The 22,721-nt window shown below is 60.7% G+C and carries 21 protein-coding genes and 2 pseudogenes; 11 read left to right on the forward strand and 12 right to left on the reverse strand.

The window, feature by feature from the left end:
- Positions 1 to 63: 63 nt before the first annotated feature.
- The gene (pcaR, locus tag ACF8GF_RS17865; protein WP_033723735.1) at positions 64 to 873 is read right to left on the reverse strand and encodes a pca regulon transcriptional regulator PcaR; all 810 of its coding nucleotides are present in this window, start codon (positions 871 to 873) and stop codon (positions 64 to 66) included.
- Between the two features lie 547 nt (positions 874 to 1,420).
- On the opposite strand from pcaR, the gene ACF8GF_RS17870 reads away from it, so the two are divergent.
- Positions 1,421 to 1,621, forward strand: a complete 201-nt coding sequence (locus ACF8GF_RS17870) for a hypothetical protein (RefSeq protein WP_003251937.1) — start codon at positions 1,421 to 1,423, stop codon at positions 1,619 to 1,621.
- Positions 1,622 to 1,932: 311 nt separating this feature from the next.
- Entirely contained in the window at positions 1,933 to 3,405 is a 1,473-nt protein-coding gene (locus ACF8GF_RS17875) for an inorganic phosphate transporter (protein ID WP_003251935.1), read from the forward strand.
- Positions 3,406 to 3,526: 121 nt separating this feature from the next.
- Here ACF8GF_RS17875 and ACF8GF_RS17880 read toward each other — a convergent pair whose 3' ends face one another.
- Complete coding sequence (locus ACF8GF_RS17880; RefSeq protein WP_209963716.1) at positions 3,527 to 5,002, reverse strand: helicase HerA-like domain-containing protein; 1,476 nt, start codon at positions 5,000 to 5,002, stop codon at positions 3,527 to 3,529.
- A 169-nt stretch (positions 5,003 to 5,171) separates the two neighbouring features.
- On the opposite strand from ACF8GF_RS17880, the pseudogene ACF8GF_RS17885 reads away from it, so the two are divergent.
- From ACF8GF_RS17885 to ACF8GF_RS17905, 5 genes and pseudogenes are all read left to right on the forward strand, one after another.
- Positions 5,172 to 6,188: pseudogene (locus ACF8GF_RS17885) on the forward strand (cache domain-containing protein); the annotation flags it as partial.
- A gap of 261 nt (positions 6,189 to 6,449) precedes the next feature.
- Positions 6,450 to 7,046: pseudogene (locus ACF8GF_RS17890) on the forward strand (methyl-accepting chemotaxis protein); the annotation flags it as partial.
- A 168-nt stretch (positions 7,047 to 7,214) separates the two neighbouring features.
- Positions 7,215 to 8,336 (forward strand): glycosyltransferase family 1 protein, encoded by a 1,122-nt coding sequence (locus tag ACF8GF_RS17895; protein ID WP_176682636.1) that lies wholly within the window; start codon positions 7,215 to 7,217, stop codon positions 8,334 to 8,336.
- A complete protein-coding gene (locus ACF8GF_RS17900; RefSeq protein WP_176682635.1) occupies positions 8,329 to 9,093 on the forward strand; it encodes a DUF2334 domain-containing protein in 765 nt (254 codons plus the stop codon). The genes ACF8GF_RS17895 and ACF8GF_RS17900 overlap by 8 nt, the downstream gene beginning before the upstream one ends.
- Entirely contained in the window at positions 9,090 to 10,088 is a 999-nt protein-coding gene (locus ACF8GF_RS17905) for a lysylphosphatidylglycerol synthase transmembrane domain-containing protein (RefSeq protein WP_176682634.1), read from the forward strand. Before ACF8GF_RS17900 ends, ACF8GF_RS17905 begins: the two co-directional genes overlap by 4 nt.
- On the opposite strand, the gene ACF8GF_RS17910 is transcribed toward ACF8GF_RS17905, so the two are convergent.
- Both ACF8GF_RS17910 and purU read right to left on the reverse strand, forming a co-directional pair.
- On the reverse strand, positions 9,994 to 10,227 hold the full coding sequence (locus tag ACF8GF_RS17910) for a hypothetical protein (RefSeq protein ID WP_245354948.1): 234 nt from the start codon (positions 10,225 to 10,227) through the stop codon (positions 9,994 to 9,996). The genes ACF8GF_RS17905 and ACF8GF_RS17910 overlap by 95 nt on opposite strands.
- A 92-nt stretch (positions 10,228 to 10,319) precedes the next feature.
- Entirely contained in the window at positions 10,320 to 11,171 is an 852-nt protein-coding gene (purU, locus tag ACF8GF_RS17915; protein WP_023378897.1) for a formyltetrahydrofolate deformylase, read from the reverse strand.
- 283 nt (positions 11,172 to 11,454) lie between these two features.
- Here purU and mvaT point away from each other — a divergent pair, with 283 nt between their 5' ends.
- Entirely contained in the window at positions 11,455 to 11,832 is a 378-nt protein-coding gene (gene mvaT / locus ACF8GF_RS17920; RefSeq protein ID WP_176682633.1) for a histone-like nucleoid-structuring protein MvaT, read from the forward strand.
- A gap of 73 nt (positions 11,833 to 11,905) precedes the next feature.
- Here the strand turns inward: mvaT and sbcB are convergent, their stop codons facing one another.
- The 3 genes from sbcB to ACF8GF_RS17935 form a co-directional block, all read right to left on the reverse strand.
- Positions 11,906 to 13,339, reverse strand: coding sequence for an exodeoxyribonuclease I (gene sbcB / locus ACF8GF_RS17925; protein WP_209963702.1), 1,434 nt, complete (start codon positions 13,337 to 13,339; stop codon positions 11,906 to 11,908).
- 57 nt (positions 13,340 to 13,396) lie between these two features.
- Positions 13,397 to 13,756 (reverse strand): PilZ domain-containing protein, encoded by a 360-nt coding sequence (locus tag ACF8GF_RS17930; protein WP_176682631.1) that lies wholly within the window; start codon positions 13,754 to 13,756, stop codon positions 13,397 to 13,399.
- A 123-nt stretch (positions 13,757 to 13,879) separates the two neighbouring features.
- Positions 13,880 to 14,266 carry a hypothetical protein gene (locus ACF8GF_RS17935; RefSeq protein ID WP_003251914.1) on the reverse strand — a complete coding sequence of 129 codons (387 nt, stop codon included), beginning with the start codon at positions 14,264 to 14,266 and terminating at the stop codon, positions 13,880 to 13,882.
- A 180-nt stretch (positions 14,267 to 14,446) separates the two neighbouring features.
- Here ACF8GF_RS17935 and pyk point away from each other — a divergent pair, with 180 nt between their 5' ends.
- Entirely contained in the window at positions 14,447 to 15,901 is a 1,455-nt protein-coding gene (pyk, locus tag ACF8GF_RS17940; RefSeq protein ID WP_021785800.1) for a pyruvate kinase, read from the forward strand.
- A gap of 125 nt (positions 15,902 to 16,026) precedes the next feature.
- On the opposite strand, the gene groL is transcribed toward pyk, so the two are convergent.
- The 5 genes from groL to ACF8GF_RS17965 form a co-directional block, all read right to left on the reverse strand.
- Complete coding sequence (gene groL / locus ACF8GF_RS17945; RefSeq protein ID WP_176682629.1) at positions 16,027 to 17,667, reverse strand: chaperonin GroEL; 1,641 nt, start codon at positions 17,665 to 17,667, stop codon at positions 16,027 to 16,029.
- A gap of 50 nt (positions 17,668 to 17,717) precedes the next feature.
- Positions 17,718 to 18,011, reverse strand: coding sequence for a co-chaperone GroES (locus ACF8GF_RS17950; RefSeq protein ID WP_003251905.1), 294 nt, complete (start codon positions 18,009 to 18,011; stop codon positions 17,718 to 17,720).
- A gap of 243 nt (positions 18,012 to 18,254) precedes the next feature.
- Positions 18,255 to 18,716: an FxsA family protein gene (locus ACF8GF_RS17955; RefSeq protein ID WP_003251903.1), complete on the reverse strand. Its 462-nt coding sequence runs from the start codon at positions 18,714 to 18,716 to the stop codon at positions 18,255 to 18,257.
- 65 nt (positions 18,717 to 18,781) lie between these two features.
- Entirely contained in the window at positions 18,782 to 19,513 is a 732-nt protein-coding gene (locus tag ACF8GF_RS17960; protein ID WP_176682628.1) for a DUF2470 domain-containing protein, read from the reverse strand.
- Between the two features lie 82 nt (positions 19,514 to 19,595).
- The gene (locus ACF8GF_RS17965) at positions 19,596 to 20,606 is read right to left on the reverse strand and encodes a DUF481 domain-containing protein (RefSeq protein ID WP_176682627.1); all 1,011 of its coding nucleotides are present in this window, start codon (positions 20,604 to 20,606) and stop codon (positions 19,596 to 19,598) included.
- Between the two features lie 163 nt (positions 20,607 to 20,769).
- Between ACF8GF_RS17965 and ACF8GF_RS17970 the strand changes: the two genes are divergently transcribed.
- Positions 20,770 to 21,123: an MGMT family protein gene (locus tag ACF8GF_RS17970; RefSeq protein ID WP_176682626.1), complete on the forward strand. Its 354-nt coding sequence runs from the start codon at positions 20,770 to 20,772 to the stop codon at positions 21,121 to 21,123.
- A 43-nt stretch (positions 21,124 to 21,166) separates the two neighbouring features.
- Positions 21,167 to 22,714, forward strand: coding sequence for an AmpG family muropeptide MFS transporter (locus tag ACF8GF_RS17975; protein WP_176682625.1), 1,548 nt, complete (start codon positions 21,167 to 21,169; stop codon positions 22,712 to 22,714).
- Positions 22,715 to 22,721: the final 7 nt, after the last annotated feature.

Genomic DNA, 22,721 nt, shown 5'->3' on the forward strand with positions numbered 1-22,721 from the left:
TTTATCGCACAAGAAACGGTTTTGCCTGTTCTGATCCGGGGCCGCAAAGTGCTCCCTGCGGTCTCAACCAAACAACTGATGGCAAAGGTCCCGGCTGGCTGCCAGCAAAATCGGCAAGAACCGCTGCTCCAACTCACTGCGGGTCACCCGCCCGACATGGGTACTTACATTCAACGCAGCCAACACCTGCCCCGAAGCGTCGTACACCGGCACTGCAATCGATCGCAGCCCCTGTTCCAGTTCCTGGTCCACCACGCACCAGCCTTGGGCGCGCACCTGCTGGATGCAGGCAAACAACGACTCAGGGTCATTCAGGGTACGGCTGGTGCGCGCCTTGAGGTCGGCACGTTCCAGGTACTCACGCAGGCTGGTGTCGTCCATGGCCGCCAGCAGAATGCGCCCCATCGACGTGCAATAGGCCGGCAGGCGCCCACCCACCGACAGATCGACCGAGATCAGCCGCTCGACCGTGGCCGAGCGGGCTATATAAAGGATGTCGTCACCTTCGAGGGTGGCCATGTTGGCCGCCTCATGCAACTGGTCGCTGATGCGATCCAGGTACGGCTGGGCAGAAATTGCCAGCGGCGTCGACGACAGGTAGGCATGCCCCAGGGTCAGCACTTTGGGCAGCAGCGAATAGGTACGCCCGTCGGTGGTGGCGTAACCCAGCTTGATCAACGTGTGCAGGCACCGGCGCACGGCTGCGCGAGGGATTTCGGTACGGTGGCTGATCTGGGCGATGGTCAGGTGACGCTTGCGCTCCTGGAATGCCTGGATCACGGCCAGGCCACGCGCCAGTGAGGTCATGAAGTCAGGGTCACCGGTAAAGGCCTGGATGCGTTTGGCCGGGGACGCCACGATCGGCGGCGCCATGGCCGTCGAAGCAGGCCGCGCCACCTCCGGATTGGCGGAATCGTTGCCCAGGGTTTCGTCACTCATCGCACACCTCAAAAAAAACACCCGTTCGTGCGATTATCGAACAAACGGCCGATAATCGCAATTGACCGCCGACACGTTTGCTTATACCTTTCCCATGCCACTTGTGGCTTCTTTGGAGAGACTGGTCAGGTACCCACCGTAGAAGTCCCCAGGCAACGGCCTCGCCTTTTCGGGCGAGGCCGTTTTTCATTACGGCCTGCCCTGACAATGCAGCGAACTTCTATCCGTCAATCCTTTCAAACTTGTACGAAAGGTCCCAACTGTTCGCGGACACATCCTGCTAGTTACGCCAGATGATGTCAGGGTTGAGTAAATTAACGATGTTCGGCGAATTATCGGTTGCTATAATCGATTGCGCAGGCCCTCCGCTTACCGTGGTCATAGAACCTTCCGCTTTATCAAGCCGTTGCGGCCAGCAAGGCAATATGCATGTGGCACAATGCATGACAACAGTCATTACACTTTTTTTCAGGTACTGCACGTGACGAAAGATGAACTGCGCGCGGAACTCGAGCGCCAGGCTGAACGTTACAAGGATGTTTATGGTGGCGAAGTCACCACTTACGCCGCACAACCGGATCCGGAACGCAAACCCTGGCGCAAGCGTGCCAGCGTTCGCGACCAGGCCTTCAGCCAGGAACTGGAACGCATCGAAAAAGAACTGCGCAGCGACAACCCCTGAGTCTCGGGGCCCCTGCGCGTCGTCGCCCGGTCAGCCCGGGCGAGGTCGATCTTTACTGTCTGGCCGATGATGAAATGGAATTACACAAATTTCATACGGCCGTTTGAAATTTTGCGAAATGGACATTTCTCAACATTTAGGCCATTTTTCGCTATGATTTTCGACTTTTAGCCGCCATTTACCCCACTGAACGCCCCCCTCTGCACGACACGCTTGCACCATGAAGGCTGTCATCTGTCTGTTGCAAGTGCATCGATTGCAAAGGTTTTCTGGCATAATCCCGCCCCCCTATGACCCGCCAGACAACCTTCATGATCGATTTATTCAGCGGACTGGATGCCTGGGTGTTGGTGAGCCTGCTGCTCGCCTTGACCTTCGTACTCGCCTTCGAGTTCATCAATGGCTTTCATGACACCGCCAACGCGGTAGCTACCGTCATCTATACCAAAGCCATGCCACCGCACCTCGCCGTGTTCTTCTCCGGCGTGTTCAACTTCCTTGGCGTTCTGCTCGGCGGTGTAGGGGTGGCCTATGCCATCGTGCACCTGTTGCCGGTAGAGCTGCTGATCAATGTGAACACCGGACACGGCCTGGCCATGGTCTTCTCGTTGCTGGCCGCGGCCATCACCTGGAACCTGGGCACTTGGTACTTTGGCATCCCCGCCTCCAGTTCGCACACGCTGATCGGCTCCATTCTCGGCGTCGGCCTGGCCAACGCCCTGATCAACGACATTCCGCTGGGCGACGGCGTCAACTGGCAGAAAGCGATCGATATCGCCATGTCGCTGGTGGTCTCGCCAATGGCCGGCTTCGCCGTTGCTGCCCTGGTGCTGATCGGCCTGAAATGGTGGCGCCCGCTGTCGAAGATGCACAAGACCCCGGAACAGCGCCGCAAGCTCGACGACAAGAAGCACCCGCCCTTCTGGAACCGTCTGGTCCTGGTGGTTTCCGCCATGGGTGTGAGCTTCGTGCACGGCTCCAACGACGGCCAGAAAGGCATCGGCCTGATCATGCTGGTGCTGATCGGTATTGTCCCGGCCAAGTTCGTACTCGACCTGAACAGCACTACCTACCAGATCGAGCGTACTCGCGACGCCACGCTGCACATGAGCCAGTTCTACCAGCGCAACGCCGCCACCCTGGGCGAGTTCCTGGCACTGGGCAAGGCCAAGGCCAGCGATCTGCCGGAGCAGTTCAGCTGCAACCCACAGCAGACCGAACCGACCATTGCTGCGCTGCAGACCTCGCTGAAGGGCGTGACGGACTACCACAGCCTCGATGCCGAGAAGCGCGTTGAAGTACGCCGCTACCTGTTGTGCCTGGATGACACTGCGAAGAAGGTTGGCAAGCTGCCAGGCCTGGACGCCCGTGAAAAATCCGACCTTGAAAAGCTGCGCAAAGACCTCACCGCCACTACCGAATACGCCCCGTTCTGGGTGATCGTGGCCGTCGCCCTGGCCCTTGGCCTGGGCACCATGGTGGGCTGGAAGCGCGTCGTGTTGACCGTAGGCGAGAAGATCGGCAAGCAAGGCATGACCTATGCCCAAGGTATGTCGGCACAGATCACCGCAGCCTGCGCCATCGGCATGGCCAACGTATTCGCCCTGCCGGTATCGACCACCCACGTGCTGTCGTCCGGCGTGGCCGGCACCATGGTCGCCAACAAAAGTGGCCTGCAAGGCGGTACTGTGAAGACCATCCTGCTGGCATGGGTCCTGACCCTGCCTGCCTCGATGGGCCTGGCGGCCGGCCTGTTCTGGCTGGCCTCCAAAGCCATTGGCTGAGTGACACCGCAATGAATGAAGGCGCCCACGGGCGCCTTTTTCATGGCCGTCATTCCTGTGCCGCCCTGTTCTTTACCGGGGCAGCCTTGCGCTCCTGAAGGCATGGGTCGGCGCAGGAAGACTACCTTTTCTTGCTCCCTAACAACGATCCCATCAACCCGCGCACCAACTGCCGCCCCAACTGGTTAGCTGCCTGACGCACTGCCGACTTGATCGCCTGCCCCGCTGCACTCTGCAAGAATTCGCCAGCCTTGTCGGCAAAACTCTCTTCATCCGCCTTCGGTTGTGGCGCCGGTTCCACTGGCTCGCCCTTACGCTGGCTCAGCATTTCATAGGCAGACTCACGGTCCACCGGTTTGTCATAGCGCCCCGCCAATGGCGAAGCGGCAATCAGCGCACTGCGCTCAGTCGCGCTCAGCGGCCCTATACGCGACTGCGGCGGTGCAACCAGCACCCTCTGCACGATGGCCGGCGTACCCTTTTCCTCCAATGTACCCACCAGCGCTTCGCCAATACCCAGTTCGGTCAGCACTGCCAGGGTGTCGAACGCCGGGTTGGGGCGGAAACCATCGGCTACCGCCCGCAGCGACTTCTGCTCCTTGGCAGTGAACGCCCGCAAGCCGTGCTGAATGCGCAAGCCCAACTGGGCCAGCACCGCGTCGGGCAAGTCTCCCGGCGATTGGGTAACGAAATAGACCCCCACTCCCTTGGAGCGGATCAGCCGGACCACTTGCTCAAGACGGTCCTGCAAGGCCTTGGGCGTGCCGTTGAACAGCAAGTGCGCTTCATCGAAGAACAGCGCCAGCACCGGCTTGTCGGCATCACCGCGCTCGGGCAACTGCTCGAACAGTTCGGCCAGCAGCCACAACAGAAACGTCGCGTATACCTTAGGTGCTTCGTGCACCAATCGGCTGGCATCGAGCAGGTGGATACGCCCACGGCCATCCGGATCAGGGCGCAGCAGATCCTCCAGTTGCAATGCCGGCTCGCCGAACAGTGCTTCGGCGCCCTGCTGCTCCAAAGTAGCGAGCCGTCGCAACAAGGCCTGGGTGGAAGCCGTGGTCATCAGCGCGCTGTCTTCGCCGAGCAGCTGCGGGTTGTCCTTCAGATGCGCCAGCAGGGCTTTGAGGTCTTTGAGGTCCAGCAGCAGCAGGCCTTCGCGGTCGGCCACCTTGAATGCTGCATATAGCGCAGCCTGCTGGCTGTCGGTCAGCTCCAGCAAGTTGCCCAGCAGCAACGGCCCCATTTCACTGAGGGTGGTGCGCAGCGGGTGGCCAGACTGCCCCTCGATATCCCACAAGCTCACCGGATAGGCCCGGGGCGTATGCCCCAGCCACGGCATGCCGGCGATACGCTCAGCCACCTTACCCTGTGGCGCACCGGCAGCCCCCAAACCACAGAGGTCGCCTTTGACATCGGCGGCGAACACCGCCACCCCAGCGTCGCTGAACACCTCCGCCAAGTGCTGCAGGGTGACGGTCTTGCCGGTACCGGTTGCGCCAGCCACCAGGCCGTGGCGGTTGGCCAGGCGCATCGCTTGCCCGACTGGCTGGCCATCCGGCCCCGCTCCTACAACGATGGTCGAATATTCCGACATCTTTTTAATCCTCTGCTCAAGCTTTAGCTTAATTCGGCCGATACCTGTGGGTGATATTCGCCTTAATAGAGAGGAACAACCGAAAGGGGACTTCTCGGGATGTTGCACAACCTACGGCTCCACTCGTGCGAACGCCTGATATAGAACCTTAGCGGAACCGATTACGCCCATGAACAAAAGCCTTCGTTTCAGCCACAAGATTCTTTTGGCGGCATCACTGATCGTGATCCTCGCCTTCAGCCTTTTCACCCTCTACAACGATTACCTCCAGCGTAATGCGATTCGCGAGGACCTGGAAAACTATCTGGCTGAAATGGGCACCTCCACGTCGACCAATATTCGCAACCTGTTCGAGGGCCGGATAAAACTGGTGGAGAACCTGGCGCAGAACATTGCCCAGGACCCGGCCAGCGCCGAAACCCTGATGAGCCAGAATGCGCTGACCTCCAGCTTCCTCACGGTCTACCTGGGCAAAGTCGACGGCGGTTTCAGCGTGCGCCCGGACGCGAAGATGCCCGACGGCTACGACCCGCGCACCCGCCCTTGGTACAAGGACGGCATGAACGCCAGCGGCGCGACCCTGACCGAACCTTACATCGATATGACCACCAACAAGATGGTCATTGGCATCCTCAACAAGGTCTCCAGCAGCGTTGGCGTGGTCGGCGGCGACCTGGCCCTGGACGGCCTGGTGCAGATCATCAACTCGCTGAACTTCGGCGGCATGGGGTACGCCTTCCTGGTCAACGACCAGGGCAAGATCCTGGTGCACCCCGATAAAGATCTGGTCATGAAGTCGTTGTCGGACCTGTTCCCGCAGCACACGCCGAAACTGACCGGTGAGCTGACCGAAGTGCAAAGCGATGGCCAGACCCGCCTGCTGACCTTCAGCCCGATCACCGGCCTGCCGTCGGCGAACTGGTACATCGGTCTTTCGGTGGACAAGGACAAGGCCTTCTCGATGCTCAGCACCTTCCGCACCTCTGCGGTGATCGCCACGGTAGTGGCGGTGGTGATCATCATCGGCCTGCTCGGCTTGCTGATCCGCGTGTTGATGCAACCGCTGCACACCATGACCCGCGCCATGGAAGACATTGCCGAAGGTGAAGGCGACCTTACCAAGCGCCTGCACATCCACAACCACGACGAGTTCGGTGTCCTCGGCAACGCCTTCAACCGCTTCGTCGAACGCATTCACAGCAGCATTCGAGAAGTGTCCTCGGCCACCGAACAGGTCAATGAAGTGGCCCTGCGGGTGATCAGTGCTTCGAACTCGTCGATGACCAACTCCGACGAGCAGTCGAACCGCACCAACAGTGTCGCTGCCGCCATCAACGAACTGGGAGCTGCTGCTCAGGAAATTGCCGGCAACGCCGCCCAGGCTTCGCAGCACGCAACCTCCGCGCGCCTGCTGGCAGAAGAAGGCCAGCAAGTGGTCGAGCGCAACATTGCCGCGATGAACCGCCTGTCCGACCTGATCGTTACATCCAGCGCGCACATCGAAACACTGAACAGCAAGACCGTGAATATCGGCCAGATCCTCGAAGTGATCACCAGCATTTCCCAGCAGACCAACCTGCTGGCGCTGAATGCTGCCATCGAGGCAGCCCGCGCCGGTGAGGCCGGGCGTGGCTTTGCCGTGGTCGCCGACGAGGTGCGCAACCTCGCGCACCGCACCCAGGAATCGGCGCAGCAAGTGCAAACCATGATCGAAGAGCTGCAGGTCGGTGCCCGCGAGTCGGTCGATACCATGGACCAGAGCCAGCGCCACAGCCAGGACAGCATGCAGATCGCCAACCAGGCGGGTGAGCGACTGGACAGCGTTACCGTGCGCATTGGCGAGATCGATGGCATGAACCAGTCAGTGGCCACTGCCACCGAGGAGCAGACCGCCGTGGTCGAGGCGATCAACATGGACATCAGCGAGATCAACATGCTCAACCAGGAAGGCGTGGAGAACCTGCAAGCGACCCTGCGCGCGTGCTCCGACCTCGAGCAGCAGGCTGGCCGCCTGAAGCACCTGGTGGGCAGCTTCCGTATCTGATAACTGCTACACCTTCGCCTGGCGCAGCCTTCTTGCTGCGCCAGGCACTGCGCATTTCCCCCCCCTCAAACTGATCGAACAAACTATCCTTCTGATAGGTCCATCTTTAGGCGTGTCATCGCCGGCAATTCGACGCTGGATGACAGACCCGAAGACGATCCCGGAGGGATGCTGATCGTGCACATCGCCGACATCACCATGTTCTACGCCCCGGCCAGCGGTGGCGTACGTACCTATCTTGATGCCAAACATCACCGTCTCGACGCCATTCATGGCGTACGCCACAGCCTGTTGATTCCCGGTGCCAGCGCCCAACACGCCGATGGCATCTACCAGGTGCCTGCGCCGCCCTTGCCGTTTGGCAAAGGCTACCGCTTTCCGGTACGCCTGGCCCCCTGGTGCAACACACTGCGCACGCTCAAGCCCGACCTGATCGAAGTCGGCGACCCCTACCTGACCGCCTGGGCGGCGCTGGAAGCACGGCGCCAACTCGACGTACCAGTGATCGGTTTCTACCATTCCGACCTGCCGTTACTCGTCAGCAACCGCATGGGCAACTGGTTCGCCCCCAATGTCGAGGCCTACGTCAGCAAGCTATACGGCAATTTTGACCGGGTACTGGCCCCCAGCCAGGTGATGGCCGACAAATTACGCCGTTTGGGCGTGCGCGATGTCCATGTGCAGCCGCTGGGCGTTGATCTTGCCACTTTCCACCCCGCCCGGCGCGACCCACATGTACGTGCCGAACTGCGCATTGCCGACACCAGCCGCCTGTTGATCTTTGCCGGCCGCGGCTCGCGGGAAAAGAACCTGCCGGTGCTGCTTGACTGCATGCAGCAACTCGGCGCCCCCTACCACCTGTTACTGGTAGGCTCGAACATGCCGGCCAGCGTGCCACACAACGTCAGCGTCATCGATCACTTCTGCCCGGCTGCAGAGGTGGCCCGGCTGATGGCCAGCGCCGACTTGCTGGTGCATGCTGGCGACCAGGAAACATTCGGCCTGGTCATTCTCGAAGCGATGGCCAGCGCCACGCCCGTGGTGGCCGTGCGCGCCGGTGCGTTCCCTGAAATCATCAACGAACAGTGCGGCCGCCTGTGCATGCCCAACGATGGTCGGGCCATGGCGTCAGCCGTGCGCGAGGCGTTCGAGGCAGGTGTACGCGAGCTCGGTGTGCAGGCCCGTCACCATGTAGAGCAACATTATTCATGGGACAACGTGGTGGCTGGCCTGCTGCAGCACTACCAGGCCGTGCTCGGCCACCAGCCACAGGTGCGCGCCCATGCTTGAGCCCTCCGCGAGCCAGCGCAGCCTCATGCTGGTGTTGCATGATGTTGCCCCGGAAACCTGGCCGGACTATGAACCGTTCGTAGAGGCCGTGGACGCGCTGGGCAACGTGCCAATGACATGGCTGGTGGTCCCGGACTTCCATCGGCGTAATCCGCTGCACCGGGCACCTACGTTCTGCCGCCTCCTGGATGCACGCCTGGCCAAAGGCGACGAGCTGGCACTTCATGGCTATGCCCATGCTGACGAAGGACCCGCACCGCGCAGCCCCGTCGACTACTTCATGCGGCGCATCTATACGCATGAAGGCGAGTTCTACAGCCTTGATGAGGACGAAGCGCTGACCCGCCTACAGGAGGGCCTGGCACTGTTCGAGGGCCAAGGTTGGCCGGTGGCAGGGTTTGTCGCACCAGCCTGGCTCATGAGCCAGGGCACACGGCAAGCGCTGTGCCGCCTGCCACTGAAATACACCAGCACACCGCAGCATCTGTACCGCTTGCCGGACTTTACGGCCATTGATGCGCCAGGCCTGGTCTGGAGCGCCCGGAGCGCATGGCGTCGCAAACTGTCCCGCACGCTCTGCGACTGGCAATGCCAGCGCTGGCGGGGTGCAAGCACGTTGCGCATGGGACTGCACCCTGTAGACATGCGTCATCGCTCATCCCGCGACTATTGGCTGCGCACGCTGGAAAAACTGCTCAAGGAGGGCCGTGAACCGCTGACCAAATCCGCCTGGCTGGAGCGCCAGGGGGCCGCATGAAGCGCTGGGCCTGGCTGGCGCTGGCATTGCTGGGTGCAGCACTGGTGCCAGCGTTGCTGGGTGGTAGCGAACTGCTGCCGAGGCTGAGCCGGTTCGACCCGCACCTGATGATCATGCTGCTAGGCATGATTCTGTTGTGCTGGGTCATCAATGCGCTGCGCCTGCGCCTGTTGCTGGGTGAGCAGGCGAAACAGTTGAGCCATGCTCGCAGCCTGGGCGTTGTCATGGCCACCGAGTTTGCCATCTGCACCACCCCTGGCGGTAGTGGTGGGCCGCTTACCCTGATGGCCCTGCTGGCGCGAGACCGCATCTGCCCGGCGCGCAGCGGCGCCGTCTTTGCCATGGACCAGTTGAACGACCTGGTGTTCTTCTTCTGCGCAATGCTGGCGATTGCCGGATACGCGCTGTTCCACAGCCTGGGTCGCAGTCAGGAAAGCATGTTGCTTGGCAGTGCGTTACTGCTGTGCACAGCGTTGGCCGGGGTGATCGGGCTGTTGCGCTACCTGCGCCCGATAATGCGCATGAACGGCAGGCTGTTGCAGCGCATGGGGATGGGGATGGGCCACCCGCGCAAACGTCGCTGGGCGCGCAAACTGCTGCACTTCGTCGCAGCACTGGCGCAGACCTGGCGCCTGCCCAAGCGCACGCTGAGCCTGGTGTTCACCCTGACCTGCGCCCACTGGGGGCTGCGCTACAGCGTGCTGTACCTGGTGCTGCGAGGCTTGGGGGTAGACCTGCAGTGGATTCCCAGCTTCCTGGTGCAGATGCTGTCGCTCAGCGCCGGCCAATTCAGCCTGCTGCCTGGCGGGGCCGGGGCCGCCGAGCTGACGTCGGCCAGCCTGTTGACACCCTTGGTGGGCAGTTCGACCGCCGCTGCGGCAATCCTGATATGGCGGGCGGTTACTTACTACTTTTATCTGCTGGCTGGGGGGCCGGTGTTTGTCTGCCTGCTGGGGCGTCCGCTGCTGGAACGCTGGCGGCGTCAGGCGGGTTGAGCTGCTGCCAGAGTTCGGCGGCGCCGGGGAAGTCGGTGCCATCCGTGTCATCCAGGGCTTCAGGGTCGTAGCGGGCCAGGCAGCCTTCGCCAAGGGTCGGTGGAGGTGAGGCGGCGGGGTTGTTGCGTTGCCTGGCCATTAGCGTTTCACCCAAGATTGCCGGGGCGCTTTGCGCCCCTGTCGCGACGGGGCTGCACAGCAACCCAGAATCTCACAGCAAGCCCGATGGCGTCAGTCGAACACCACCGTCTTGTTACCATGCACCAGCACGCGGTCTTCCAGGTGATAACGCAGGCCACGGGCCAGCACCATCTTCTCCACATCACGGCCAAAGCGGACCATGTCCTCGATGCTGTCGGCATGGCTGACTCGCACCACATCCTGCTCGATGATCGGACCGGCGTCCAGCTCTTCGGTGACGTAATGGCACGTCGCGCCGATCAGCTTCACCCCACGCAGGGCGGCCTGGTGGTATGGCTTGGCGCCGACGAACGACGGCAGGAAGCTGTGATGGATGTTGATCACCTTCTCGGCATAGTCCTGGCACAGTTGTGGCGGCAGGATCTGCATGTAGCGGGCCAGTACCACGACGTCGGCGGCATGCTCCTGCACCAGACGCGACACTTCGGCAAAGGCCGGGGCCTTGTCCTTAGGGTCGACCGGTACATGGAAGAACGGAATACCGTGCCACTCGACCATGCTGCGCAGGTCGTTGTGGTTGGAAATCACGCAAGGGATCTCGCAGTCCAGTTCATCGGTGTGCCAGCGGTGCAGCAGGTCTGCCAGGCAGTGCGACTCGCGGCTGGCCATCAACACCACACGTTTTTTCTGTGCCGAGTCGGTAATGCGCCAAGTCATGGAGAACTCTTCAGCGATCGGCGCAAACGCCTCACGGAAAGCTTCGATACCGAACGGCAGCGACTCAGCGCGGATTTCATGACGCATGAAGAACCAACCGCTCTGCTCATCGGAGTGGTGGCTGGCTTCGTTGATCCAGCCATTGTACAAGGCCAGGAAATTACTGACTTTCGCCACGATGCCTACACGGTCGGGGCAGGCGATCACCAGACGATAGGTGCGCATGAATGAGACTCCAGAACTTCGCAAAGGCGCCTATTCTAGCGGTCCGCCAGAAAAAACGCAGTATTGATCGCTGCCGCGATGGCATATGCAGGCGCGAAACGCTGCAAGGGCGCTGTCTGACAGACATGACGAATCGCCTGGGCCGTATGTAAAATTTTGTTCACGTAGAGAAATGCTGTCACAGCTTAATTAACAGTTAATTGCCCATTCTTATGTTTACTTGCGAGTATTGCCTGTCTATTATTGGCCCACACATTTCTGAACACGCATTAAGGAACACTCCATGTCCCTGATCAACGAGTACCGCGCTACCGAAGAAGCCATCAAGGAACTTCAGGCCCGCCTGGCCAATCTGTCGCAGGATGACAAGCTGAAGAAAGAACTGGAGTTCGAAGGCAAACTGCGCACACTGATGGGCGAGTACTCCAAGTCGCTGCGCGACGTGATTGCCCTGCTCGACCCAGAGTCGAAACTGAGCAAGGCACCTCGTGGTTCGGTCAAGACTACCGGCACCAAGCGTGCGCGCAAGGTCAAGCAATACAAGAACCCGCACAACGGTGAAGTGATCGAAACCAAAGGCGGCAACCACAAGACCCTGAAAGAGTGGAAAGCCACTTGGGGCGGCGACGTGGTTGAAAGCTGGGCAACCCTGCTGGACTGATTATCCGCATACGCCCTCTTGCTTCGCACAATAAAAACGCCGGCACATTGCCGGCGTTTTTGTTTACCAGCCATCAGCCGATTGAATAGTTTTCCTGCAATTGTCGAGCATGCATTTGCCAGGCCTCCAACACCCGCCTGCCCGCCTCGTCGGCGCCCTCCCAGGCTTGCTGGCGTGCTCGTTCGAAGTCGCCCAAGGTATTCGGCGCGCCCCACTGCGGGTCGCTCAGGCGTTGCTGGCAGAAGCCATACCAACGTTGCCGCTCTTCGCGGGTCAAGGTTTCAGGGAAGTTGCGTGCCCGATAGCGGAAAAACAGCTCCGGCAAACGCGAATCATCGAACATCCAGTGGCCATGGCTCAACTGCGCCGGTTCCAGCGCACGCACTTGCTCGCATAAGCGCCGGTCGCGGTCACCTATAAAACCATCATACAACTGCTGTTCCGGGTCCTCACTCGGGGCGAACTCGTCCTTGCCATAGATGTGTTCCAGCTTTTCCTGCCATTGCCCCTGCTGACTGGCCAATTGTTCGCCGCGCGACTGTAACAACGTCAAGTCCAGGCCCAATCGTTGTTGATCGACCGGGCGCAATACCGACAGCGGCGCCACTACCGGGCAACGATTGATCTGCACCAATTTGAGCGGTACCGGTAATTCACCTTCAGCCAATTCATCATGCCGGGTGTACAAGCGCTGACGTAAAACTTCAGCACTTTCCCGCAGTAACGGTAGGGTTTCCTGATGCAGGTCGCAGACAATCAGTGCATTGCGATTACGCGGGTGCCAGGCCAATGGCAATACGACCCCCAGGTAATTGCGCGCCGCCGAAAAACGCCCGGATATATGCACCAGTGGCTGCAACAAACGGATCTGCTCCATCACTTTATGCTTGCTGCGCAACTGAAACAGCCAGTCATATAACTTGGGTTGTTTCTGCCGAATCAGGCGGGCCAGGGCAATGGTTGCCCGCACGTCGGAAAGCGCTTCGTGGGCATGCCCGTGGTCAATGCCATTGGCCTTGCTCAGCAGCTCCAGACGCAGGCTGGTGCGCCCGTCCTGTTGTGGCCATTGAATGCCTTCCGGTCGCAGGGCATAGGCGGTGCGCACAATATCGATCAGGTCCCAGCGACTATTGCCTCCCTGCCATTCACGGGCATACGGATCGAAAAAGTTGCGGTAAAGGCTGTAGCGGGTCACTTCATCGTCGAAGCGCAGGGTGTTGTAGCCGGCACCACAGGTGCCCGGTTGCGCCAGCTGGGCATGCACACGAGTCATGAACTCGGCTTCGCACAGGCCCTGCTCCGCCAGCAGCTGCGGCGTGATACCTGTCACCAGGCAGGCCGCCGGGTGCGGCAGGATGTCGTCCGACGGCCGGCAATAAAGGCTGATCGGCTCGTCGATCTCGTTGAGGTCGAAGTCAGTGCGCACGCCGGCCACCTGCAGCGGCCGATCGCAGCGCGGGTTGATGCCGGTGGTTTCATAGTCGTGCCAGAAAATGCTGGAGGTCACGGGGTCGTCCTGTATCGAGGTCGACCCGATTCTAGCGCGATTGTGAAGAACGAACGTTCAGACGGGCGCGTTGGCGGGGCGGAAACTGAAATAATCGCGCAACGAACGGACGAAATCATCGTACTCGCGCGGAGACTGCAACAGCATGAAGCCCGAATCGTAGTGCCCAGGCGTCTGGTCCTCGCGGCACCACAGGCAACTGGCAGTGAGGTTGACGAACTGGTGCCCGCCGCCATGCAGGGGCATACGCAGCTGCAGCTCGTAATCGGGCCCGACCAGCACGGGTAGCTGGCTGATGACCATCAGACCATTTTCAGAGGCATTGCCTAGCTGACCGATCTCCTGACCGGTAAAGCGGTTGAACACCTTGAGGACACAAGGTAGCTGATGACGTTCGATGTTGCGCTTGTTGAACATGATCGCGGGTGTATTCCGTACCTGATGCCAGGAATACAAGGTACTGGCGGTTGTTGTAACAACTGAGTTACAGATTAGCGCAGCACGCGCAGCAAATCTCGTGAAATAAACCACACCTTTGTGTTAGCGCCAAGGTACGGTCGTCACCGGGTTGGCCACGGCCGTTTCTGCACCGCGCAAATGGCCGAGTTTTTCCAGTGTCTGCAGACGCGCTCGGGCGCGATAGGCATATTCGTTGCCTGGGTATTGCTGGATCAGGTACTGATAGGTCTGCGCCGCGTCCACGTACAACGCCTGACGCTCCAGGCACTGGCCGCGCAGCAGTGACACTTCGGGGTGGATGAACGGCCGGGCCCGGCTGGTGCGATCAACCTGCGACAGTTCGAGCATGACCCGTGCGCAATCGCCGCGGTCGTAGGCGCGGTAAGCATTGTTCAAGTGGTGGTCCATGGACCAGCGGGTGCAGCCGACGGCGCTGGCGGCCAGGGCTAAAACGATCAGGGCTCGCATGGGGATCTCCTTTGATGCCAGTGTATCGGCGTTTGCCTGCAAATCTTCACACCCTTTTGCAAGGATACCCTGCGCCGTTCAAATGCCACCCTGCCCTGGGCGTAGGTAGTGCAACGGAACAATGACTACAGCGAGATTCAGGAGTAGCCTTTCGCTGCGCTTCACTATAGGAGTCTGTGCATGAGCATCCGCCGCACCAAAATCGTCGCCACCCTTGGCCCCGCCAGCAACTCGCCGGAAGTGATCGAACAACTGATCCTCGCCGGCCTGGACGTGGCACGTCTGAACTTCTCCCACGGCACGCCGGACGAGCACAAGGCCCGCGCGCGCCTGATTCGTGACATCGCCGCCAAGAACGGCCGCCATGTTGCACTGCTGGGCGACCTGCAGGGTCCGAAGATCCGCATCGCCAAGTTCGCCAACAAGCGCATCGAACTGAAGATCGGTGACAAGTTCACCTTCTCCACCGCCCACCCGCTGACCGAAGGCAACCAGGACATCGTCGGTATCGACTACCCCGACCTGGTCAAGGACTGCGGCGTTGGTGACGAACTGCTGCTCGACGATGGCCGTGTGGTCATGCGCGTCGAAACCGCCACGGCAGACGCCCTGCACTGCGTGGTGATCATCGGTGGCCCGCTGTCGGACCACAAAGGCATCAACCGTAAAGGTGGTGGCCTGACCGCACCGGCCCTGACCGAAAAAGACAAGGCCGACATCAAGTTGGCTGCGGAAATGGACCTGGACTACCTGGCCGTGTCCTTCCCGCGTGACGCCAGCGACATGGAATACGCGCGCAAGCTGCGTGACGAAGCCGGCGGCAGCGCCTGGCTGGTGGCCAAGATCGAACGCGCCGAAGCAGTTGCCGATGACGAGACCCTCGACAAGCTGATCGCCGCCTCCGACGCGGTGATGGTTGCCCGTGGTGACCTGGGCGTGGAAATCGGCGACGCCGAGCTGATCGCCATCCAGAAGAAGATCATCCAGCACGCCCGCCGCAACAACAAGGCAGTCATCGTGGCGACCCAGATGATGGAGTCGATGATCCAGAACCCGATGCCGACCCGCGCTGAAGTGTCCGACGTGGCCAACGCCGTGCTGGACAACACCGATGCGGTGATGCTGTCGGCCGAAAGCGCCGCCGGTTCCTACCCGATCGAAGCGGTTCAGGCCATGGCACGCATCTGCCTGGGTGCCGAAAAGCACCCGACCAGCCAGAAGTCCAGCCATCGCCTGCACACCACCTTCGAGCGCTGCGACGAAAGCATCGCCTTGGCGGCCATGTACACTGCCAACCACTTCCCGGGCGTAAAGGCGATCATCGCCCTGACCGAAAGCGGCTACACCCCGCTGATCATGTCGCGCCTGCGCTCGCATGTACCGATCTTCGCCCTGTCGCCGCGCCGCGCCACCCAGGCGCGCGCCTCGATGTTCCGTGGCGTGTACCCGATTGCCTTCGACCCGGCCGCGCTGCCGGCCGACAAGGTGAGCCAGGCGGCGGTCGACGAGCTGCTCAAACGTGGCCTGGTGGAGCAAGGTGACTGGGTGATCCTGACCAAGGGTGACAGCTACCACACCATCGGTGGCACCAACGGCATGAAAATTCTGCACGTCGGTGATCCGCTGGTCGGTTGATCCACTCTTTCACAGCACAAGGCTCAAGCGCAGCCTTGTGCTGCGAAGAGGCCCCGACAGCAATAAAAAAAAGCCCCGGTTCTCGCGAACCGGGGCTTTTTGATGGTGCAGGGGGTAAGGCTGGCTTACATCATGCCGCCCATGCCACCCATGCCGCCCATATCAGGCATGCCAGCAGCTGGCTTGTCTTCCGGCAGGTCGGCAACCATGGCTTCGGTGGTGATCATCAGACCGCCGATCGAAGCAGCAGCTTGCAGCGCCGAGCGAGTAACCTTGGCTGGGTCCAGGATACCCATCTCGATCATGTCGCCGTATTCACCGGTAGCGGCGTTGTAGCCGAAGTTGCCCGAACCTTGCTTGACCTTGTCAGCAACCACGCTTGGCTCATCACCGGCGTTGGCAGTGATCTGGCGCAGCGGGGATTCAACAGCGCGACGCAGCAGCGCGATACCGACGTTCTGGTCTTCGTTGTCGCCTTTCAGGTCGATGATGGCTGCCAGGGCGCGAACCAGGGCAACACCACCGCCAGGCACCACGCCTTCTTCAACGGCTGCACGGGTAGCGTGCAGGGCGTCTTCAACGCGGGCTTTCTTCTCTTTCATTTCAACTTCAGTGCCGGCACCCACCTTGATCACGGCAACACCGCCAGCCAGCTTGGCCAGACGCTCTTGCAGCTTCTCACGGTCGTAGTCCGAGGAAGTTTCTTCGATCTGGGCACGGATCTGCTTGACGCGTGCTTCGATCTCGGTATCAGCACCAGCACCGTCGATGATGGTGGTGTTTTCCTTGGACAGGATGACGCGCTTGGCGTTACCCAGGTGCTCCAGGGTAGCGGTTTCCAGGGACAGGCCGATTTCTTCGGAGATGACCTGGCCGCCAGTCAGGACGGCGATGTCCTGCAGCATGGCCTTGCGGCGATCGCCGAAGCCCGGAGCCTTGACTGCAGCAACCTTGACGATGCCGCGCATGTTGTTGACTACCAGGGTAGCCAGCGCTTCACCTTCAACGTCCTCGGCAACGATCAGCAGTGGGCGGCCGGCCTTGGCAACGGCTTCCAGAACTGGCAGCAGCTCACGGATGTTGGAGATTTTCTTGTCGACCAGCAGCAGCAGCGGGCTTTCCAGCTCGGCAACCATGGTGTCCGGCTTGTTGACGAAGTACGGCGACAGGTAGCCGCGGTCGAACTGCATGCCTTCTACGACGGACAGTTCGTTTTCCAGGCCCGAGCCTTCCTCAACGGTGATCACGCCTTCTTTACCGACTTTTTCCATGGCTTCGGCAATGATTTCACCGATGGAGCTATCGGAGTTGGCAGAGATGGTACCTACCTGGGCGATGGCCTTGGAGTCGGCGCATGGCTTGGACAGGTTCTTCAGCTCGGCAACGACGGCAGCAGTTGCCTTGTCGATACCGCGCTTCAGGTCCATCGGGTTCATGCCGGCAGCGACGGCTTTCAGGCCTTCGTTGACGATGGCCTGAGCCAGAACGGTAGCGGTGGTGGTGCCGTCACCGGCAGCGTCGTTGGCCTTGGAAGCAACTTCCTTGACCAGCTGGGCGCCCATGTTTTCGAAAGCGTCTTTCAGCTCGATTTCTTTGGCGACGGAAACGCCGTCCTTGGTGATGGTCGGGGCGCCGAAGCTCTTGGCCAGTACCACGTTACGGCCTTTCGGGCCCAGGGTCGCTTTTACCGCGTCAGCCAGAACGTTGACACCAACCAGCATTTTCTTACGAGCGGAATCACCAAATTTTACGTCTTTAGCAGCCATGATCGTTTAATCCTTGAAAAACTTTGGAGTAACGGGAAGTCGGGGGGAAATCAGCCTTCGACAACGGCGAGGATTTCGTTCTCGGCCATGACCAGCAGGTCTTCGCCATCGACTTTCACGGTGTTGCTGCCCGAGTACGGGCCGAAAACCACTTTGTCACCCACTTTCACGGCCAGCGCGCGAACTTCGCCGTTGTCCAGGACGCGACCGGTGCCGACGGCTACAACTTCGCCGCGGTTTGGTTTTTCAGCGGCCGAACCCGGCAGGACGATACCGCCAGCGGTTTTCGATTCTTCTTCGCTGCGACGGATGACTACGCGGTCATGCAGAGGACGAAGTTTCATTGTCGATCTCTCCCAAATTGTGGTTTTCATCGGCCGGTTCGACACCGGCGGTTTTGATGCTGTCCGGCGTTGCCGGGGGCGGCCCGCTGTGAGCGAACCACCTGTGTAATGTCTGGTGTTGCCACCAGAAACCTTGCGGTGACCACATACATGAGGCCGCCATATTCAATTACAAGGCTCGATATGGAAAATTTTTCATCAGGCCGAAAAAAACCGGGGCCGCTTGCGCGGCCCCTGTCTTTTTTATTTGTCTCGGCGCTCGTACTCGCCTTCGATCACGTTCGGGCGGTGTCCGCCATCTCGCGGCTGCGCCTGGAAGGGGTCATCCTGAAATGCACGCTGGCGCATGGCCTGGGCCTCGGCACGCTCGCGCATCTTGCGCGCAGCCAGGCGGCGGGTGAACGGCAGCAGGCACAGCACACCCAACACGTCGCTGATGAAGCCTGGCAGCAGCAACAGGCCACCACCCACGGCCAGCATCATGCCCTGGAACATGTCCTCGGCGGGCAATTCACCGCGCTGCAGGCTTTCACGGGCGCGCAATGCGGTAGCCAGGCCGGCTACCCGCATGACCAGCACACCCAAGGCGGAGCCGGCGATGATCAGCAGCAACGCCGGAAAGAAACCGATTGCCGCGCTGACCTTCACGAAGACGAACAGCTCCAGCACAGGAAAAATCAGAAACAGCAGTAGAAAAGCACGCATCAAGGGTTCCTCGACGGAAGATAACCTTCCAATAAGACCTCAGATGGATGCCTGCGCTCCGGATTTCAACCCTCGGCTTGCATCATATGCGCCCACTTGTCGGCGCGAGCCAGCAAAACCAAGGCCTCGCGGACTTGTGTCGGCGTGTTGCAAGTAGTCGGGAAAGGCAACCAGTGCACTGCCTGACCGATGCGCAGGTGCATCCCTTCACTGTCTACCCCGACCATCTGCGCCGGTACGTGTTGTGGCAACCCGGTCAGTTCGACGTAGTGGGCAATGGCACTGGCGTGATCGCTGTTCATGTGTTCGATCATGCTGCCCTCGGCCTTGCCGGCGAACGGGTTGGCCAAGGTCACCTGGTCGAGCCAGTGGATCGCACCGAAGCCGCCAATGTAGCGGTGACGCACCGGCTGCAGCACCCAGAAATCGAAGTCGTGGGCCTTGTGGTAGTTGGCCGCGTCCGGGAAATAGCGGTAATAGCGTTCGGCGGCGGCCTCGATGACGGCCTCGTCGACCAGCTTGTGCGCTTCGGCCATCACCGTCAGGCGCCCTACCGCCTGCACATCTTCAGCCTCGCGCTCACCCACCAGCAGCGAACACTTGGGGTCCTTCAGCAGGTTGTGGGTGTGCTGGGCAATGCGGCTGATCAGGATCAGCGGGTTGCCCTGGGCGTCCAGGCAGTACGGCACGACCGAACCGAAGGGGTAGCCAGGCATCGACCTGGAATGTGTCGAAAGCACGCCGCGGTATTCCTTGAGCAGCAGTTCCCGGGCGGGGCGAATGGCGTTGGTACTCACTTGAGGGCGGCTCCTGGCGGACGGGTTGGGGACAAGATAAGCATTATCCGCTGCCTGTGCCACTGACCTGCATCCAGACGCCTTACCAGGTAACGCCAAAGCCCGCGGTATAGCGTGTCTTGTCCAGGTCACTCTCACGCGTGCCCGTGATGATATCCTTCTCTGCCTTGAGGTTGAGCGAAGCCCACTCGGTGACCTTGTAGCGCAGGCCAACCTCGGCATCCAGCGAATAGTCGGCCACGCCACCCAGCGGCTTGGCGAACTCGCCGTTGGTGAACAGCTGCACGTTCTTGCCGATCAGGTAGCGGGTGTAATCCCACTTCACGGCCGCAGAATAGAAATTATCCTTTCCGCCGTCCCGATACTCGAAATCAGTGCGGTTGATCAGTGAACCCAGCGAGAACGCACCCAGCTCATCGTCCCAGAACTGGTAACCCGGGCCTGTACCCACGGTGCGCTGGCGGGCCAGGTCTTCGATGTGATCGCGTTTGTATTCCGCACGCCCCTGCCAGAACCACTTCTCGGTAATAAAGCGGTCCAGAGCGTACTCGGCGCTCCAGTTGTTGGTGGTGGTGATGTCGTCCTTGGTCTCGCGGTTGTACTCACCCTCGGCGTTGTGCCGCCAACGGCCATGGCGGGCAGTGGTCTTGAAGCCCACGTCGTAATCGTCGGTGTCGTTCTCGGCGCGCTTGTAGTCCAGCGCCACGTCGACATTGCCTTTCCACACGAAATCCTCGATCAGCGGCCTGGGCTTCATGATCTGCTCGATGCTGGCCAGCTCCACCGTCTTCGGTGAATCGCCATTGGCCAAGGTCACCTTGCCTGGCTCGGCGGCCTTGAGCGACTTGGCTTTCTCTCCGCTGTAGGCGTCCTGCTTGACCAGCATCTGCTGGTCGCTTTCCAACGTCTGGACCTGTTTCCAGTCCAGGGCGATTGACCCGCCATAAGGGGTTTCCAGCAGCAGCTTGCCGCCGTCGAAGACCTTGATCTTGCCACTCAGCCGGTCACCGTTCTTCATCCACACAGTGTCGGCGAACACCGGAGAGGCGCACAGGGAAACAGCAAGAAGGCACAACAAGGATCTAGAATTCATAAACGGACTTTGGTTGCGGACTAGGGTTCGATTTGACGAAAAAGCCGGGCATTATCCAGATACCGACGACCAGAGCAAGGACAGACCGGGAGCATGCCGTTGAGTTCAACTCTCATTTGCCGGACCACCGGTCCGGTTTCATCTGCAGCCCAAGGCGGGCGAGATGTCTGATGGATATGAGCACGCCCTTGATTCGGCCGAGGGCCGACGAACGGCGCTGTATTCAGTACTTGGCCAAGTGCCACCCGGCAAGGTGGTGAGCTATGGCCAACTGGCCGAACTGGCTGGGCTTGGCCGTGCGGCGCGCTGGGTTGGCCGCACCTTGGGGCAGTTGCCTGCAGACACTCGCCTGCCTTGGCATCGGGTGCTTGGCGCAGGTGGCCGGCTGAGCCTGGCGCTGGGCACGCCGTCGGGCGATGAACAACGGGCGCGGTTACGCGAGGAAGGTGTGAATGTAAGCAACAATCGTGTGGATATGACGCGCCATGGCTGGCGCCCAATGGAGCACAGCGGTTAGAGTGCGCGCTTTGTTTTCGAAAACTTGAGGCAGATGTTGGCCCATGCCCCGTAAAACCTGGCGCGCTGCGCTTGCTGCCTATGCCAGCCCGTCAACCTTGGTACTTTTGCTACTCGGTTTCGCCGCCGGCCTGCCCTACATGCTGGTGTTCTCGACCCTGTCGGTATGGTTGCGCGAAGCCGGCGTTGCCCGTGAAACCATCGGTTATGCCAGCCTGATTGGCTTGGCCTACGCCTTCAAGTGGGTCTGGTCACCGCTGCTCGACCAATGGCGTCTGCCGTTGCTTGGCGGCCTCGGGCGCCGGCGTTCGTGGCTGCTGTTGTCGCAAGCGCTGGTGGTAATCGGGCTGGTCGGCATGAGCCTGTGCGACCCGCAACAACACCTCTCCTGGCTGATTGCCATGGCCGTACTGGTGGCCTTCGCCTCGGCTACCCAGGACATCGCTGTCGACGCCTACCGCCTGGAAATTGCCGACGACCAGCGCCAGGCCGCGCTTGCTGCCAGCTACATGGCCGGCTATCGGGTGGCTGCCTTGCTCGCCACGGCCGGTGCCCTGTTCTTCGCCGAGTGGTTCGGCTCTACCGGCTTCAGCTACCTGCACAAGGCCTGGGCCGGTACTTACGTGATGTTCGGCGTGATGATGCTGCCCGCCCTGTTCACCACCTTGGTCATGCGCGAACCGTCAGTGCCCATGCGCACCCAACTGTCGGCCGCGCGCTACGGGCTGGTGCACCAGATGGCCTCGGTGTTCGTGCTGATCATCCTGCTGGTCTCGGTACCGGCCAGCTTCACCCAGATGTTCAATACCGGCTGGTCCAGTGTGATCTCCGGTGATGCCACGCCGCTTGACCTGCTGCTGGAAGACCGCGCCTTCCTGCGCCTGATCCTCTACGTGCTGTTGTCCTGGGCCTGCCTGTCGAGCCTCGGTCGTCGCGGCCTGGCCCCCGTGCTGACCCCGATCAACGACTTCATCACCCGCTACCGCTGGCAGGCTCTGCTGCTGCTAGGCCTGATCGCCACCTATCGCATGTCGGACACGGTGATGGGGGTGATGGCCAACGTGTTCTATATCGACATGGGCTTCACCAAGGACCAGATTGCCAGCGTCAGCAAGATCTTCGGTCTGATCATGACCTTGGTCGGCGCCGGGGTTGGCGGTCTGCTGATCGTACGTTTCGGCATCATGCCCATCCTGTTTATCGGCGGCGTAGCCTCTGCCGGCACCAACATCCTGTTCCTGATGCTGGCTGACATGGGGCCGAACCTGGAAATGCTGGTGGTGACCATCTCACTGGACAACTTCAGCTCCGGCATGGCTACCTCGGCCTTTGTGGCCTACCTGTCAAGCCTGACCAATCTGAAGTTCTCGGCGACCCAATACGCGCTGCTCAGTTCGATCATGCTGCTGTTGCCGCGGCTGATCGGCGGGTATTCGGGCGTTATTGTGGAGAAGTTCGGCTACCACGACTTCTTCCTGATCACTGCTTTGCTGGGGGTGCCTACGCTGATCCTGATCGCCCTGCAGTGGCATCAGGAAGCCGGGCGGGGGACGCCGGTGGCGGAGGAACACTCCGCAGCTGAGCGGCCCTGAAGCTTTG

Origin of the sequence: Pseudomonas sp. yb_5 (assembly GCF_043103865.1) — a bacterium.
Taxonomy (GTDB): Bacteria; Pseudomonadota; Gammaproteobacteria; order Pseudomonadales; family Pseudomonadaceae; genus Aquipseudomonas; species Aquipseudomonas putida_Y.